Origin of the sequence: Stutzerimonas chloritidismutans, assembly GCF_038562055.1 — a bacterium.
Taxonomy (GTDB): Bacteria; Pseudomonadota; Gammaproteobacteria; order Pseudomonadales; family Pseudomonadaceae; genus Stutzerimonas; species Stutzerimonas chloritidismutans_A.
Genome location: NZ_JBCFXD010000019.1, coordinates 1 through 15,628, shown reverse-complemented (window position 1 = coordinate 15,628; position 15,628 = coordinate 1). Strand labels below are relative to the sequence as shown.

The following is a 15,628-nucleotide window of genomic DNA, read 5'->3' as shown; positions in this document are numbered from 1 at the left end:
CGGCCACTTATCTCTGATCAGCTGGCGACGCGACCATCCCATAACTCCTTATCGTCGAGTTGGCAGGTGTCAACGTAGCGCGGCATGCCGCCGATCTCCTCCAACTCCGTCATGCCGGCGAGCTGGCTGACGATGCGGTAACGCTTGCCTGCGGTCTTGTCTTGCAATGGATAGAGCGCGGCAATCTGCTGCGCCAACTCGGTCAGGGTGGACATGGTGCGGGTAGTGCTCTGGGTGCGAAAAACCAGGCTATTTACTACGAATCCTCCTTGATTGCGCGGGGTAGCCGACGTCCAGCAGGCCACTCATCGGAACGGCTTGTTTTTACACCTAAATCTCGCTCTTCAGAGCTGCGTGGGCGCTTTTTAACTACAGCGTGCCCGCGGCCGGGCCAGCCGAATGGACAAGCGGAGATCATGCGCGAGTGACTACACCTCACGGCGTCGTTCAAGAGTACGGCGCCTGAGCTGGTCGGGTAACGGGCTACGGCCTGCGTCCCCGCGCCAGCTGTTTCGTTCCACGAGCAAGCGGTCATTCGTCGAAAACTGGCCTGCCATTCGTCGCGCAGCCGCTCGTATGGTGGCACTTGCCGTATTCTCGCCGGCTATCGGCGCTCAGCAACCCGATTCGCAGTCCGGCATATAAATCGCATCCAACAAGCCCGAACTGTGCTGCGCCACCCAATTGGCGCCGCGGGACTTTCCCGTGAACAACTGTGGTCCGCCCTCCGGCGGTTGTTTGTCGAACATCGGGCCCTCCCGATTGGATGTGAAATGAAAACACCACGTTTGCTACAAGGTCGCCGCGGCCCTGTGCTCTCCGTTTTCCTGTTACTGCTGATCGCCGCGTGCGTGGCCTTTTGGCAGTTGCGGCCAGCTGCTCCCTCGACCCCTGCGACTGGCGCTGCGGCCAGCATGCTCGAGGCTCTGCAGCAGTCCACCGATCCCTGGGAAGCCAATCGCCGCGATCTTTCGGTGTTGATGGCCGACCTGCGTGGCGCCAGCATCAGCAGCGCCGCGCTGGGCAAGGACGCAGTCTTTATCAGCCTTCACGATGGGCAGCGCTATTGGGTACCGGACCAGTCTGGGCGTGTCGCTCAGTTGTTACTCGACCAATACGCCAGCAGCAAAGGCGAGCTGTTCCCGCTGTCCATGTTTGATACCGACGGCGAAGCGCCCTGGTACAAGCCGGTCATGCCCTACGCACCCTTTATCCTGTTGCTAATCGGCACCCTCACCTACCTTGCGATCAAGAGCCAGGCCTTCCCGGTCCAACGCAAAGGCAGCGGCATCAGCTTTACCGATGTGATTGGCGCCAGCGAAGCCAAGCAGGCGCTCAGCGATGTAACCGCCTATCTGCGTGACCCGGCTGCCTACACTGCCTTGGGCGCGCGCCCGCCGAAAGGCGTGCTGCTTACTGGAGAGCCGGGCACAGGCAAGACTCAGCTGGCCAAGGCACTGGCCACCGAATCCAACGCCAGTTTCATTCAGGTGACCGGCAGCGATTTCTCCTCGATGTATTTCGGCGTTGGCATCCAGAAGGTCAAGGCGCTGTTCCGCACCGCGCGCAAGCAGGCGCCGTGCATCATCTTCATTGACGAGATCGACGGCATCGGCAAGCGCGCTGAACAGCAGCGCTCCAGCGATGCCGAGAGCAACCGCATCATCAACCAGTTCCTTGCCGAAATGGACGGTTTCGACGGCGCCAACGGTGTGCTGGTGCTGGGTGCGACCAACTTTCCAAACTCGCTGGACCCGGCGCTGGTGCGCGAAGGCCGCTTCGACCGCTCCATTGCCGTGGGCCTGCCAGGGCTGAACGACCGCGAGGCACTGTTCCGCCTCTACGCCGCCAAGATCCGCGCCGAACAGGATCTGGACTACGCACAATTGGCGCGCAACACCGTGGGCCTGACCCCTGCCGCCATCGCCTACATCGCCAACCATGCGGCCCTGCTCGCCGCACGAGGCGCCGCAAAGTCGGTCAGCATGGCGCATTTCGTCGACGCGGTGGAAACCTGCCGCATCGGTGAACAGCCTTCTGGCGTGACGCCGATGTCGCCTACCGACCGCAAACGCATCGCGGTGCACGAAGCCGGTCATGCGCTGGTCGCTGCCGCGCTGAAAACCGGTCGTGTGGAAAAGGTCACCATTCTGCCGCGCGGTCAGGCGCTGGGCGTGACGCTGGTAACGCCGGTCGAGGACAAGCGTCTGCACATGGAATCCGAACTGCGCAACCGCATCCAGATGTTGCTGGCTGGCCGTGGGGCCGAGCAGCTGTATTTCCACGAGGTGTCCTCGGGCGCCGGTCAGGATCTGCAAGAAGCGTCCAAGATCGCCCTGTCGATGGTCGGTGCGCTGGGCATGGGCCCGAACGGTTCGCTACTCAGTCTGCAGGCGGTACGCGACGCCCATATCGAATTCGATTCCGGCGAATCCATCCGCGCGGCCGACAACCTGCTTAAGCAACTCGACCGTGAATGCATGGCCCTGCTGCAGCAGCTCAAACCAGCGCTGGACGAGATCGCTGACAAACTCTTGGCCGAGGAAACCGTGCCGGGTGAAGAAGTCCTCGCCGCCATCGCGCGCTTGCCCGAGCATCATCACCAGGCCCGCGTCAGCTCGATCATCGGCCATGCCATGAGCAGCATCGACCGGGTGGCCGCCAGCGCCATGGAGAACGGTGGTTTTATGGATCTGGCGCCGGTTGAGCAGCCCGAGGACGACGGCCCCGGCATGCTCTGAACCAGCCACCCGCGATCACACACGCGGGCGTCTTGAGCCGACCTTCACCGCGCGCCGTAGACCAAGCGCCTCAGTGCGGTTCTGCCGCTGCGGCCTGCATCGTCGCCACCCCAGCTAGGCGCCGCGCCAGCACACCGAAACGTCGACGGTACTGCGCCGGCGTCATGCCCACCTTGCGCCGGAACAGCCGGCCGAAAAAGCCGGCATCCTGATAGCCGACCTCCCAGGCGACCGCTTCAACCGGGAGGTCTCCGCTTTCAAGTAGTTGCTTGGCTTCCTCCAGTCGCAGCGTATGCACATAGTCCAGCGGCGACAGCCCGGTCGCCTGGGCGAAACGGCGCTGGAACGTCCGCTCCGGCAGTCCACTGATCCGCACCATCTCCGCCACCGGCGCGTCGGCCTCGTAATGTTGAGCAGCCCATTCCTGACAATGGGCAATGACCGGATCGGCCAGTTGACTGGTGCGCATCATCGCGGCGTAGGCCAGCGGACTGGTCGCATCCCAGTCGAGCAGATTCATCCGCGCGACCTCCATGGCTTCCGTGGCGCCAACGAAGCGGGCAATGAGGAACAATCCCAGCGCATGCCAGCTGCTGCCGCTGCCCGACATCACCAGCCGCTGGCCGACGCCAGCGGTAACCAACGCCTTGTCCGGCTGCCAGTGAACCTCAGGGTATTCCCGCCGCAGGCAATCGTAATAACCCCAGTGCGAGGCACCTTCGCAGCCTTTCAGCAGGCCGGTACGCGCCAGCAGCAGGGCTCCGGAGCAGGCCGAAGCCAGCGTCGCACCGGCCTCGTAACGCTCGCGCATCCATTGCGCTTCGCGGTCATAGCGATCATCCAGCGGCGCCCAGGGGCTGATGGCCAGATCACTGACAATCACCACATCGGCCGAGACCATGCTGTCCAGACTGGCGTGGGCGTGCACGAGGACATCGTTGTACACCCGCAACGGCTGCCCGTCGCGGCTGACGATCCGCGGCAACAAAGGCGCATCGACACTGGTCTGATTGATCAGATGCTGCCAGTCGCGGCGGGCACCCGACAGCAGATCGTAGAGACCGAACAGCGTCGAAGCCGTGCTATCCGGTGTCGCCAGGAGAGCGACAGTCAAGGGAGGCAGTCTTTCAGCATGATCTGAGCGTGTCATGGCGGAAATGGCCGTTTTGTTTCCAGGATGGCTTTAGTCCGACCGGCCCCATACCCCGACTATGGGCTCCGTTGGCACCTGCCAACGAACTGGACTCATGGAGCATAGAACAATGAAAGACGCACATGGCTACCAACTGACCGGCTGCAACGGCCAAGCGCAGGCGTTGCTTGACCAGGCGCTGGAGCAGTTCCGCTGCCTGCGCACCGCCTCGCTGGCGAGCACCGAAGCCGCACTCGAAGCTTCTCCTGAACTGGTGATGGGCCACGTTCTCAATGCCTGGCTCTATTTGCTAGGCACCGAAGCGGCTGGAATCCCCGTTGCCCAAGCCTCGCTGGACCAAGCCCGGGCTCTGCCGCAAAACGACCGGGAGGCGCGCCATATCCAGGCGCTGCAACTGTTGATCGACGGCCGCTGGCACGCGTCCGGGCGCACATTGGAAGACCTCAGCCTCGAGTATCCGCATGACCTGCTGGCATTGCAGGCCGGCCATCAGCTGGACTTCTTCACCGGGGATGCGCGCATGCTGCGCGACCGCATCGCGCGGGTATTGCCGGACTGGTCATCCTCGGTGCCGGGCTATCACGCCGTGCTTGGCATGTACGCCTTTGGGCTGGAAGAATCTGGCGATTACCTGCACGGCGAGCGCGTTGGCCGCGAAGCGGTGTCACTGCAAGCCGATGATGCCTGGGCGCAGCACGCCGTCGCACACGTGCTCGAGATGCAGGGCCGGCGTGAGGAAGGCATCGCCTGGATGCGAGGCAATCCGGCCTGGCAGCAGGACAGCATGCTCGCGGTGCACAACTGGTGGCACCTCGCCCTGCACTATCTTGAGCACGAGGATTTTGAAACGGTGCTGGCGCTCTACGACGGCCCGATCGATGGCCATCAGGGCAGCCTCGCAATGGAATTGATCGACGCCAGTTCGCTGCTCTGGCGCCTGCAATTGCGCGGCGTGGATGTCGGCAATCGCTGGACGGGCGTTGCCGAACGCTGGGCCGCGATGGCCAATGACGGTCGTTACGCCTTCAATGATTTTCACGCGGCGATGGCGTTTGCCTGCAGCGGTCGTACCGACCTGCTCGACGAACTAAGTGAGGCGCAGCGGCGAGCCTGCCAGCAAGACGATGACAACGCACGCTTCACAGGGGTGATCGGTGCTCCAGGGGTCGAAGCCGTGACGGCGTTTGTCGATGGGCAATATGCGCGTTGCGTGGATTTACTAAGGCCAGTCCGCAGTCAGGCTCATGTATTTGGCGGCAGCCACGCCCAGCGCGACCTGATCGACCAGACCTTGCTCACCGCCGCACGCCGCAGCGATCAGCACAGTCTGGCGAGAGGCCTGCAGCGTGAACGCGACCTGCTTGCTCGTCAACGCAGCGCGGCTTGAGGCGGGAGGGATGTCGGCAGTGCCGGCATCCCCGGCTTCAGGGCAGCACCACCAGGTGGTTCGGCAACTCGTTGCGCTCGTGCGTTGCCGGTACGTGCTGCTGAAGCAGCGTGCCGCAGGCGTCAATGCAGCCGATGAAACCCTCCAGCACTCGTCCGCTACGCACATGGGCGGTAAAGGTCTCGACGATCGACTCCCAGGCGCTGTTGTCGATGCGGGTGGAAATGCCTCGATCCACCAGAATCTCCACATAGCGCTCGGCTTCGGAGACGAAGATCAGCATCCCGGTGCCATCGTCGGTGTGATGCAGGTTCAGTTCGATGAACTGCCGCCGCGCCAGGTTGCAGGCACGCCAGTGCCTTACCGAGCGAGGAATCAATCGACTGGTCACCCTGGGTATACGAAACAGTACCGCCAGCACCAGGAAGGTCAGCCATTGCACCAGCAACAACTGCCAGCCGGCCAGCCAACCGGTGAAGAACAGCAGCGCACCGGGCAGCACCAGCGCGATCACGCTTGCCCAGAGTAGCGGTATATAGCGATAGTCATCGGACTGGCCGGCCAGTACGGTCACCAGCTCGGCATCCGTGGTGCGCTCCACTCGGGCGATGGCTTCGGCCACCTGCTGCAGTTCGCTTTCGCTCAAAAGGGTCATTGCATGTCCATCATTGATGAGGCTCTTGTCGTTCTGATCTGAAGGGGCGAGCCAGCATGGCAGGCCCCATCGAGTTCACGTGCCGGCTACCAGCCACCGGAAGCACCGCCGCCGCCAAAGCCGCCGCCACCGCCGCCGAATCCGCCGCCACCGCCAAAGCCGCCACCGCCACCACGCCCCATGCCGCCGAGCAGGGCACCGAGTAATACCGCGCGACCCACACCTCGTCCGCCTCCGCGACCACCACGTCCGCCACCGATGACGAAGATCGCCACCAGCATCAGAAAGAAGCCGAGGATGCCGAGCCCGCCCGGCTGCTGCGCCCCCGTCGGCGTGGCCGGCGGCAGCGCGGCGGTCCGCAGCGGATCACCGCCCAGCACCTGAATGATCGCCGCGGCGCCTTCGGTAATCCCACGGGCGAAGTCGCCTTCGCGAAAGGCGGGTGTGATGATGCGATTGATGATCACCGACGACTGCGCATCGGTCAGCCGGCCTTCCAGGCCATACCCGACCTCAATACGGACTCGGCGATCATCACGCGCAACGATCAGCAGCGCACCGGTGTCCTGGTCTTTCTGCCCGATACCCCACTCACGCCCCAGCTCGACACCGAACTCTTCGATACTGCGACCTTGAAGATTAGGCACGGTGACGACGACTACCTGCTCGCCGCTGGCCTGCTCATGCGCAGCGAGCATGCTGGTCAGCCGTGCCTCAGCCTGCGTATCGAGCAGTTCGGCCTGATCGACCACCCTGCCGGTCAGCGCAGGCAGCTCGACACCCTGGGCGGCGATGCCGCTCGCCCAGAACAACAGCCCGAGGATCAGGGGAAGCGCACGCATCATTGGAATTGCACTTGCGGCGCCTGTTCAGCGTTTTCGGTTGTAGCCTCGAAGCTCTCGCGGATGGGCATGTCGCCGTACATCAGGGTATGCCAGATGCGACCGGGAAAAGTGCGGATCTCGGTGTTGTAACGCTGGACGGCGGCGATGAAATCTCGACGTGCGACCGCAATACGGTTCTCGGTCCCCTCAAGCTGCGACTGCAGCGCCAGGAAATTCTGGTTGGATTTCAGATCCGGGTAGCGCTCGGACACCGCCATCAACCTGCTAAGCGCACCGGTCAGCTGGCTCTGGGCCTGCTGAAACTGCTGCATCTTCTGCGGATCATCGAGGTCATCAGCGCTGATCTGGATCGAGGTTGCCTTGGCGCGCGCCTCGGTCACTGCCGTGAGCGTGTCCTGTTCCTGTCGGGCATAGCCCTTGACCGTCTCGACAAGGTTGGGAATCAGGTCTGCCCGGCGCTGGTACTGGTTCTCGACCTGCGCCCAGGCCGACTTCACCTGCTCGTCATACTGCGGGATGTTATTGATGCCACAGCCGGCCAGCAGCCAGGACATGAACAGGACAACCGTCAGTTGCCAGGTGAATCGATAACGCTGCATCTGCATGATCCGCTCGTCCTTCCAAAAATCCAGGGTACAGGATAAGGATAGCCGAGCGGTCCGAGAGTTCAGGTTATAACGGCCTCAGATCACGCCAGCACGACGCAGCGTGTCGATCTGCTCGGGCGCACAGCCCAGCAGCCGCTGCAGCAAAGCTTCGCTGTGTTCACCGAGCAGCGGCGGGGCCTTGCGATATTCCACCGGCGACTCGGACAGTCGAATCGGGCTGGCTACCTGGGGCACGCTGCCTGCCAAGGGATGTGGCATCTCGACACGCAGTCCGCGTGCCTGCACCTGCGGATCAGCAAATACCTGAGCCAGGTCGTTGATCGGCCCGCAGGGCACGCCAGCCTGCTCAAGTACGGCGACCCATTCGGCCGTTGAGCGGAACACCGTGACCTGGCGGATCATCGGCACCAGCTCCTTGCGATGCGCCACGCGCGCCTTGTTAGTGGCGAAGCGAGGATCATCGGCCCATTCGAGGTGCCCGGCCACTTCGGCGAACTTGCGGAACTGACGGTCATTGCCCACGGTGAGAATGATGTCGCCATCGGCCGTCGGGAAATCCTGATAAGGCACGATGTTGGGATGGGCATTGCCCATGCGCTTGGGCGGCACGCCGGTGGTCAGGTAGTTCATCGCCTGGTTGGCCAGGCAGGCCACCTGCACGTCCAGCAGCGCCAATTCGACATGTTGGCCAACGCCATGCTGTTCGCGATGATTGAGCGCCGCCAGCACGCCAACAGTGGCGTAGAGCCCGGTGAGGATGTCAGTCAGTGCCACACCGACCTTGACCGGCCCGGCGCCCTCTTCGTCTTCGGCGCGCCCGGTCAGGCTCATCAGGCCGCCCAGGCCTTGAATCATGAAGTCGTAACCCGCGCGCTGGGCGTAAGGTCCATCACTGCCAAAGCCGGTGATCGAGCAATAGACCAGCTTGGGGTTGATGGCTTTGAGGCTCTCGTAATCCAGCCCGTAGGCCGCCAGCCCGCCGACCTTGAAGTTCTCCAGCAGCACGTCGCACTGGGCCACCAGCTCACGGATGATCCGCTGGCCCTCGGGCTGGGTGAAATCCAGCGTCAATGACTGCTTGTTGCGGTTGGCCGACAGGTAATAAGCGGCTTCCGACGTGTTTTCGCCCTGCTGGTCTTTCAGATATGGAGGCCCCCAGTGACGGGTGTCGTCGCCTGTGTGCGGGCGCTCGACCTTGATCACCTCGGCGCCGAGATCACCGAGGATCTGCCCACACCAGGGACCTGCGAGCACACGTGACAGGTCGAGGACGCGGATATGAGAAAGGGCGCCGGGCATGAATGAAGCCTCAAGGTGTTGTCGCCGCGCCGCAGACATCAACCTGCAGCCGGTCGAGGAAAAACATAGGGTGGATGACGTTTTTTTCATCCACCGTTGGCTCCGCCAGGTGGATGGGTGAAGCGGTAGCTAAGCGCCCCGCCCCACCCGACGAACTATCAGAAGAACGCCTGGATGCCGGTCTGCGCACGGCCGAGAATCAAGGCATGCACGTCATGGGTGCCCTCGTAGGTGTTGACCACCTCAAGGTTGACCAGATGCCGCGCCACGCCGAACTCGTCGCTGATGCCATTGCCGCCCAGCATATCGCGGGCCAGGCGTGCCACGTCCAGCGCCTTGCCGCAACTGTTGCGCTTCATGATCGAGGTGATTTCCACCGCCGCGGTGCCCTCGTCCTTCATACGACCGAGGCGCAGGCAGCCTTGCAAGGCCAGGGTGATTTCGGTCTGCATGTCGGCCAGCTTCTTCTGGATCAGCTGGTTGGCCGCCAGCGGGCGACCGAACTGCTGGCGATCCAGGGTGTACTGGCGCGCGGTGTGCCAGCAGAATTCGGCGGCGCCCAGGGCACCCCAGCTGATGCCGTAACGGGCCGAGTCCAGGCAGGTGAACGGACCACGCAGACCACGCACGTCGGGGAAGGCGTTCTCTTCCGGGCAGAACACGTTGTCCATGACGATCTCGCCGGTGATCGAAGCACGCAGGCCGACCTTGCCGTGAATCGCCGGAGCAGACAGCCCTTCCCAGCCCTTCTCCAGCACGAAGCCGCGAATCGCACCCTCATCATCTTTGGCCCATACGACGAAGACGTCTGCGATCGGGCTGTTGGTGATCCACATCTTGGCGCCGGACAGCCGATAGCCGCCGTCAACCTTCTTGGCCCGCGTGACCATCGAGCCCGGGTCGGAACCGTGGTTCGGTTCGGTCAGGCCGAAGCAGCCGATGAACTCGCCGCTGGCCAGCTTGGGCAGGTATTTCTGCTTGGTTTCTTCGTTACCGAACTCGTTGATCGGCACCATCACCAGCGAGGACTGCACGCTCATCATTGAGCGATAACCCGAATCGATGCGCTCGACTTCGCGAGCGATCAGGCCGTAGCACACATAGTTCAGGCCACTGCCACCGTAGGCTTCAGGGATCGTCGCGCCCAGCAGACCGGTATCGCCCATCTCCCGGAAGATCGCCGCATCGGTGCGCTCATGGCGGAAGGCTTCGAGTACCCGAGGCGCCAGCTTGTCGGCGGCGAACTGCTGGGCGCTGTCACGCACCATGCGCTCTTCATCGGTGAGCTGCTGATCGAGCAGCAGCGGGTCGATCCAGTTGAAGCTTGCTTTGCCGGCCATGGGTGGTCCTCTTGTCGTAGACGATGAACCGGGCACAGGGCCCGGTGCAGCATTGGATGGATTGATACTAGAAGCTGCCGGCGCACCCAGCAAACGAGTAATTCGCAATCACCTGTGCGGTTTACTCACTCCAGCGTATGCTGAGTGGCCTGATTGTCGGGTTATTAGTGAGGCAGCCGCATAATGCGCCGCAAGATTCCTAGCACCGCCGCGCTGGTCGCCTTTGAAGCGGCGGCGCGTCACCAGAGTTTCACCCGTGCCGCCGAGGAGCTGGCGCTGACTCAGAGCGCCATCTGCCGACAGATCGGCGGGCTGGAAGAATTTCTTGGGCTGGAGCTGTTTCGCCGCTCACGCCGTGGCGTAAAGCTGACCGAAGCAGGCCAGTCCTATGCGCGTCGCGTCGCTACTCAGCTCGACGCCGTGGAGCGCGACACCCTGTCGGTCATGGGGCAGCAGGGCGCTCAAAATATTGAGCTGGCGCTGGTGCCGACCTTCGGTACCCAGTGGCTGTTGCCGCGCCTACGTCAGTTCCAGGCGTTGCACCCGGAAATCACCGTCAACCTGACCAATCGCACCCGCCCCTTCCTCTTCGCCGATACCGAGTTCGATGCGGCCATCTACTTCGGCGACGGCGACTGGTCCGGCACCGTGGCTCATCGGCTGATGCCGGAACATTCACTGCCGGTATGCTGCCCCGCCTTGCTCGGCGATGCCGGCCAACTGACTGTCCAGACCATCACCGAGATGCCGCTGCTGCAGCAGACCACTCGACCCTATGCGTGGCGTCAGTGGTTCGATTCTTTGGGATTGAAAGTCGCAAGGGACATGACCGGCCCCCGTCTCGAACTGTTTTCGATGCTCGCCCAGGCGGCCGAGCATCAGATGGGCATCGCGCTGATTCCGCCGTTTCTGATCCAGCGCGAACTCGCCGAGGGGCGCCTGGTGATTGCACACCCCCACTCGTTTCGGCGAGAGGATCAGGCCTATCACCTGATGATCCCAGAACGGCGCGTGGAATCGGCCGCCCTGAATGCCTTCCGCGACTGGCTACTCGACGAAGTGCACGCCTGGATGGCGCAGCAGCAATAGCCACTGACGGGCTTGCCGACCGACAGGTGCGCTTCACCAATCAACCGGGAGCAATAGCCCCTCGCCGGACAGTTGCAGCCAGCGAATCAAGCCGCCTCGGGCTTTTTCTTCCGAGGCTTCAGATACTTGGTCAGACCCTGAAACCACATCACCAGCGCCGGGTTGCCCTGGATCTGGATGTCTTTGTTCTGGATGCCCTGCATAAAGGCGAGCTGCTTGTTCTTCGCGTTCATGGTGTCGAAACCGTAGGCGCTGTCCTTGAAACCAACGGCGAAGGCAGGTTCAGCGGCAGGTCCGCCGTGACTGGTGACGCGCTGCCCCTTGACCCGGTAGTGGCGAGCCACTTTGCCGTCGAGGGTATGTAATTGGAAGGTCAGGTCTTTGTCGCCGAGTTGTTTCTGAAAATCGGGGTTGCTGCGGCTGGCCTTGGCCATCAGGCGACCAAGCATCCAGAGAAGAAAGCGAAATTTCATGATGGACCGACCGTTGGCGGGAAAATCGGCATTGTAGCGGCTGATCGGAGCGGCGAAAGCAGGAGAACAGAGGGGTCTGGAGCGGACTTCCCAGTCAGCTTGACCCGGAGCCTGAGTGGCCCCGGGCGGCGCGACGTTTAGTTGATCGCGTCTTTGAGCATCTTTCCCGGCTTGAAAGCCACTGTGTTGCTGGCCTTGATGGTGACAGGTTCACCCGTCTGCGGGTTTTTGCCTGTACGGGCCCCGCGGTGTCGTTGTACGAAGGTGCCGAAGCCTACCAGGGTGACACTGTCCTTGCGGTTCAGTGCGCTGGTGATTTCATCCAGTACGGCGTTGAGTACACGGTTGGCCTGATCTTTGGTGAGATCGGCCTTATCAGCGATAGCGGCTGCGAGTTCCGGTTTGCGCATAGATAGCCTCTACATATTTATTGTTTTTTTTGTTTCGCTGCTCTCCGAACAGCGTTCCATACCGCCGCAGCAGCTCTAGGCTGCGCCAGCGGGTCAACGGAGCATGGCACGCTGCTAGCACTCGCGCCAGTCCTCGCCAGCGCTTTGCCGAATCATTGCGGAGACGTTAAGGACAGAATTTGGGGCAGTTCCGCCAACACCGGCGGCAGTTGCTTGTTGAGTGCCAAACGCTGCTGCACGGCCGCTCCGGTCAGGGCATAACCCAGCAGGTGGCCATCGCGATCCTGAAACAACGCCGTCAGATCATTGCCTTCACCCTCGACGCTCCAACGGCCTTCGCTTCCGGCTGCTGGCGGTGAGACGACCAAGGGGCAAACCGGCGTCTTCACCGTGATTGGCATGGGCCCGTATGTGACGGCCGTCGGCTGACCGGTGAGGGTTCTGGCCAGCGCACGAACGCCGCTCATTAGCGGCATCACGTAAAGCAGATTGAGCCCTTCGACCTCGGCACAATCACCCAGCGCATAGACGTGCTTCGCCGAGGTCTGCAGCAGCCGATCGACTTCGATGCCACGGTTGACCTGCAGTCCCGCGGCTTCGGCCAGCTCGGTGCGCGGCCGCAATCCCACGGCACTGACCACGAGATCGCATGGGATTTTCTGACCGTCCGACAGCTGTGCCACCAGCCCCTCATTCTCGCGACCCAGCCGCTCTAGCACCGGACCGAGATGGAAACGAGCGCCCAGAGATTCCAGCCCGCGCTGTACTGCGGCTGCCGGTTCGACCGGTAGCAGTGACGGCATGATCTGCTCGCAAGGCGCGACCAGCTCCACCTCATAGCCGCCGTGCAGCAGGTCATTGGCGAATTCGCAGCCGATCAGCCCGGCGCCAAGGATCAGCACGCGGCGCTTGCCTTGCGCGGCCTCGCGGAAACGGCCGTAGTCGAGCAGATCGTTGATGGGGAAGATGGCGTCCTGCGCATCGCCGGCAACCGGCACGTTGATGGTTTGCGCGCCCCATGCAATGACCAGATCACGGTAGGGCACGGGCTCGCTACCGATCCAGACGCGCCGGTTGGCCGGTTCAAGGCGCGTCACCTTGGTGTGGGTGCGAATCTCGGCGTTGAGCTGGATGGCCATCGGCCCGGCCACCGTCATGCCGAGCGCGTCGGCATCCTTGTTCATGGCGAAGCCGGTGGAGAGCATCGGCTTGGAATACGAGCGGCCGTCGTCAGCGGTAATCAGCAGCAGCGGCGTCTCGGTGTCGAGCTTGCGAAATTCGCGGGCAAGGTTGTAGCCCGCCAGCCCGGTGCCGATGATCACCAGAGGCAAGTCTTTATTGTTCGATTCGTTCATATCAACCGATTGCGATCATTTCGAAGTCAATCTTGCCAACACCGCAGTCGGGGCAGAGCCAGTCTTCCGGCACGTCTTCCCAGGCGGTGCCTGGAGCGATACCTTCGTCCGGCCAACCTTCGGCCTCGTCGTAGATGAAGCCGCACACCACGCATTGCCACTTTTTCATCGTTCACCTCGATCAGTCTCGGTTGCGCTGCACGCTATACCAGAACACCGCGTACCGCCAAACACTGGCCGCCTGGTGATAGACCGCGAACCTGTAAAGATTTTCCGGACAAACAAAAACGGGCGGTCTGAGCCGCCCGTCCGGGTTCACGCCGCGTTAACGAGCGGTCGCGATACCTACCAGCGGATCACTGATACCCATCACATAAAAGCCGATCAGACCGATGCTACCGGCCATCACAAGGTAGTACAGCGTCGGTAGCATGGTCTTGCGCAAGGTGATGCCTTCGCGACCCAGCAGGCCAACCGTGGCCGAAGCCGCCACCACGTTGTGAATGGCGATCATGTTGCCCGCCGCTGCACCCACTGATTGCAGGGCCACCATCAACGCGCCGGAGAGCCCCAACAGGCTGGCGGTGTTGTACTGGAACTGCGAGAGCATCAGGTTGGACACGGTGTTGGAACCCGCAATGAAGGCTCCCAGCGCGCCGACCGCAGGCGAGAAGAACGGATAGACACCGCCCACGCTGTTGGCTACCAGCTGCGCCATGGCCACCGGCATGGACACCAGATCCGAGCCATTCACGCCCGAGTTGATCAGGATCCGCACCATGGGAATGGTGAAGATCAGCACGAAGCCAGCACCGAGCAGTGTCTTGCTCGACTCGGCGATGGCGGCGCCCAGCTGAGCGGCCTTCATCCGATGCAGGAAGAAGGTCACCAGCACCACCATGCAGAGAATCCCGCCTGGCAGATACAGCGGCTCGAGGGTACCGGACACGCCAGTCTCGCCAAGGATGTCCTTCCAGCCGAAGCTGACCGACATCAGCGCGGCTTTGAGCTCCGGAAAGATACGCGACATTACCAGGAAGATCGCCAGCAGCAGGTACGGCGCCCAGGCCATCGGTACGGAGATCGGTGTACGTCCAGCGACGTCGTCGATCTTCATCTCGATCTTGCCCATCCACTCCACCGGCCACTCGCTGGCCGGGGCGAAGTCCCAGCTGGTCTTGGGCAGCAGGAAACCCGCCTTGGCGGCCGGAACCACGATGGCCAGACCGACCAGGGCGCCGATCATCGACGGGAATTCCGGACCGAGGAATACACCCGCGGCAGCGTAAGGGATGACGAATGCCAGACCGGTGAAGATGGCAAACGGCGCCATCGCCAGCCCTTCGCCCCAGGAGCGGTTGCGACCGAAGAAGCGCGTCATGATGCAGATCATGATCAGCGGCATGAGGATGCCGCACAGCGCATGAATGATCGCCACACGCGAGTAGATCAGCTGGAAGAACACGTCCCAGCTGCTACCCAGGGTTGTCATCTGCCCGCCAAGGGTGGCCTGATCCAGGCCGCCGGCGACACCCACCAGAATCGGCGTGCCCACCGCACCAAAGGACACCGGCGTCGATTGCACCATCATCCCGAGTACAACGGCCGTCAGCGCCGGGAAGCCCAGAGCAACCAACAGCGGCGCAGCCACCGCAGCCGGCGTACCAAAGCCCGAAGCACCCTCGATGAAGCAGCCGAACAGCCAGGCCACGATCAGCACTTGGACACGCTTGTCCGGGCTCACGTTGGCGAAGCCGCGACGAATCGAAGCGATGCCCCCAGAGTGCTTGAGCGTATTGAGAAGAAGGATGGCGCCAAAGATGATCCAGAGGATCGCGGCGGTCAGAATCAGGCCTTGCAGCGTGGAAGCCAGGACCCGGTTGAAGGTCATGTCCCAGGCCAGTAGGCCGATCAACGCAGTGAGGACGAAAACCAGCGGCATTGCGTACTTGGCCGGCCAGCGAAAGCCGATCAGCAGTACCCCCGCCAGCACCAGCGGCACGAAGGCCAGTATGGACAGCAGTGTCTGACTCATTGTTGGGTTCCTTGTTTTTTGTTGTGAACCGCTTCTATCCGGGAACATCCCGGTCCCACGCATGGCTGAAATGAACAACTCACTCCAGCCCGAGCGACTGACCAACAGATCACATTGGCCGATCCCTCATGCTCGAAAGCCCCGGGCACTTAAAGCGCCCGGGGCTCGTCAACCTGAGTTGGGGGGGGGGGGGGGGGGGGGGGGCGGGGGGGCGGGGGGGGGGGGGGGGGGGGGGGGG

16 protein-coding genes are annotated in these 15,628 nt (G+C 62.6%); 3 read left to right on the top strand and 13 right to left on the bottom strand.

The window, feature by feature from the left end; all coding sequences use genetic code 11:
• Positions 1-17 precede the first annotated feature (17 nt).
• Positions 18-215, bottom strand: coding sequence for a hypothetical protein (locus AAGW23_RS20100; protein WP_102837752.1), 198 nt, complete (start codon positions 213-215; stop codon positions 18-20).
• Between the two features lie 399 nt (positions 216-614).
• Positions 615-749, bottom strand: a complete 135-nt coding sequence (locus AAGW23_RS20095; RefSeq protein WP_267908305.1) for a hypothetical protein — start codon at positions 747-749, stop codon at positions 615-617.
• A gap of 24 nt (positions 750-773) precedes the next feature.
• Here AAGW23_RS20095 and AAGW23_RS20090 point away from each other — a divergent pair, with 24 nt between their 5' ends.
• Positions 774-2,741 carry an AAA family ATPase gene (locus AAGW23_RS20090; RefSeq protein ID WP_342408046.1) on the top strand — a complete coding sequence of 656 codons (1,968 nt, stop codon included), beginning with the start codon at positions 774-776 and terminating at the stop codon, positions 2,739-2,741.
• 70 nt (positions 2,742-2,811) lie between these two features.
• On the opposite strand, the gene AAGW23_RS20085 is transcribed toward AAGW23_RS20090, so the two are convergent.
• Entirely contained in the window at positions 2,812-3,855 is a 1,044-nt protein-coding gene (locus tag AAGW23_RS20085; RefSeq protein ID WP_256061656.1) for a GlxA family transcriptional regulator, read from the bottom strand.
• A 148-nt stretch (positions 3,856-4,003) separates the two neighbouring features.
• Here AAGW23_RS20085 and AAGW23_RS20080 point away from each other — a divergent pair, with 148 nt between their 5' ends.
• Positions 4,004-5,281, top strand: a complete 1,278-nt coding sequence (locus AAGW23_RS20080; RefSeq protein WP_342408045.1) for a tetratricopeptide repeat protein — start codon at positions 4,004-4,006, stop codon at positions 5,279-5,281.
• Positions 5,282-5,318: 37 nt separating this feature from the next.
• Here AAGW23_RS20080 and AAGW23_RS20075 read toward each other — a convergent pair whose 3' ends face one another.
• The 5 genes from AAGW23_RS20075 to AAGW23_RS20055 form a co-directional block, all read right to left on the bottom strand.
• Positions 5,319-5,936, bottom strand: coding sequence for a TPM domain-containing protein (locus tag AAGW23_RS20075; protein WP_342408044.1), 618 nt, complete (start codon positions 5,934-5,936; stop codon positions 5,319-5,321).
• An 86-nt stretch (positions 5,937-6,022) separates the two neighbouring features.
• The gene (locus AAGW23_RS20070) at positions 6,023-6,781 is read right to left on the bottom strand and encodes a TPM domain-containing protein (RefSeq protein ID WP_342408043.1); all 759 of its coding nucleotides are present in this window, start codon (positions 6,779-6,781) and stop codon (positions 6,023-6,025) included.
• Positions 6,778-7,386, bottom strand: coding sequence for a LemA family protein (locus tag AAGW23_RS20065; protein WP_342408042.1), 609 nt, complete (start codon positions 7,384-7,386; stop codon positions 6,778-6,780). The genes AAGW23_RS20070 and AAGW23_RS20065 overlap by 4 nt, the downstream gene beginning before the upstream one ends.
• A 78-nt stretch (positions 7,387-7,464) precedes the next feature.
• The gene (locus AAGW23_RS20060) at positions 7,465-8,688 is read right to left on the bottom strand and encodes a CaiB/BaiF CoA-transferase family protein (protein WP_342408041.1); all 1,224 of its coding nucleotides are present in this window, start codon (positions 8,686-8,688) and stop codon (positions 7,465-7,467) included.
• A gap of 158 nt (positions 8,689-8,846) precedes the next feature.
• The gene (locus AAGW23_RS20055) at positions 8,847-10,028 is read right to left on the bottom strand and encodes an acyl-CoA dehydrogenase (RefSeq protein WP_102837758.1); all 1,182 of its coding nucleotides are present in this window, start codon (positions 10,026-10,028) and stop codon (positions 8,847-8,849) included.
• Positions 10,029-10,211: 183 nt separating this feature from the next.
• Between AAGW23_RS20055 and AAGW23_RS20050 the strand changes: the two genes are divergently transcribed.
• Positions 10,212-11,117: a LysR substrate-binding domain-containing protein gene (locus tag AAGW23_RS20050; RefSeq protein WP_342408040.1), complete on the top strand. Its 906-nt coding sequence runs from the start codon at positions 10,212-10,214 to the stop codon at positions 11,115-11,117.
• Positions 11,118-11,203: 86 nt separating this feature from the next.
• On the opposite strand, the gene AAGW23_RS20045 is transcribed toward AAGW23_RS20050, so the two are convergent.
• The 5 genes from AAGW23_RS20045 to AAGW23_RS20025 form a co-directional block, all read right to left on the bottom strand.
• Positions 11,204-11,590, bottom strand: coding sequence for a helicase (locus AAGW23_RS20045; protein WP_342408039.1), 387 nt, complete (start codon positions 11,588-11,590; stop codon positions 11,204-11,206).
• Positions 11,591-11,727: 137 nt separating this feature from the next.
• Positions 11,728-12,000: an HU family DNA-binding protein gene (locus AAGW23_RS20040; protein ID WP_045431184.1), complete on the bottom strand. Its 273-nt coding sequence runs from the start codon at positions 11,998-12,000 to the stop codon at positions 11,728-11,730.
• Between the two features lie 152 nt (positions 12,001-12,152).
• The gene (locus AAGW23_RS20035; RefSeq protein ID WP_342408038.1) at positions 12,153-13,355 is read right to left on the bottom strand and encodes an NAD(P)/FAD-dependent oxidoreductase; all 1,203 of its coding nucleotides are present in this window, start codon (positions 13,353-13,355) and stop codon (positions 12,153-12,155) included.
• A gap of 1 nt (position 13,356) precedes the next feature.
• The gene (locus AAGW23_RS20030) at positions 13,357-13,524 is read right to left on the bottom strand and encodes a rubredoxin (RefSeq protein WP_102837762.1); all 168 of its coding nucleotides are present in this window, start codon (positions 13,522-13,524) and stop codon (positions 13,357-13,359) included.
• Between the two features lie 156 nt (positions 13,525-13,680).
• Positions 13,681-15,390 carry an L-lactate permease gene (locus AAGW23_RS20025; protein ID WP_200636225.1) on the bottom strand — a complete coding sequence of 570 codons (1,710 nt, stop codon included), beginning with the start codon at positions 15,388-15,390 and terminating at the stop codon, positions 13,681-13,683.
• Between the last annotated feature and the right edge of the window lie 238 nt (positions 15,391-15,628).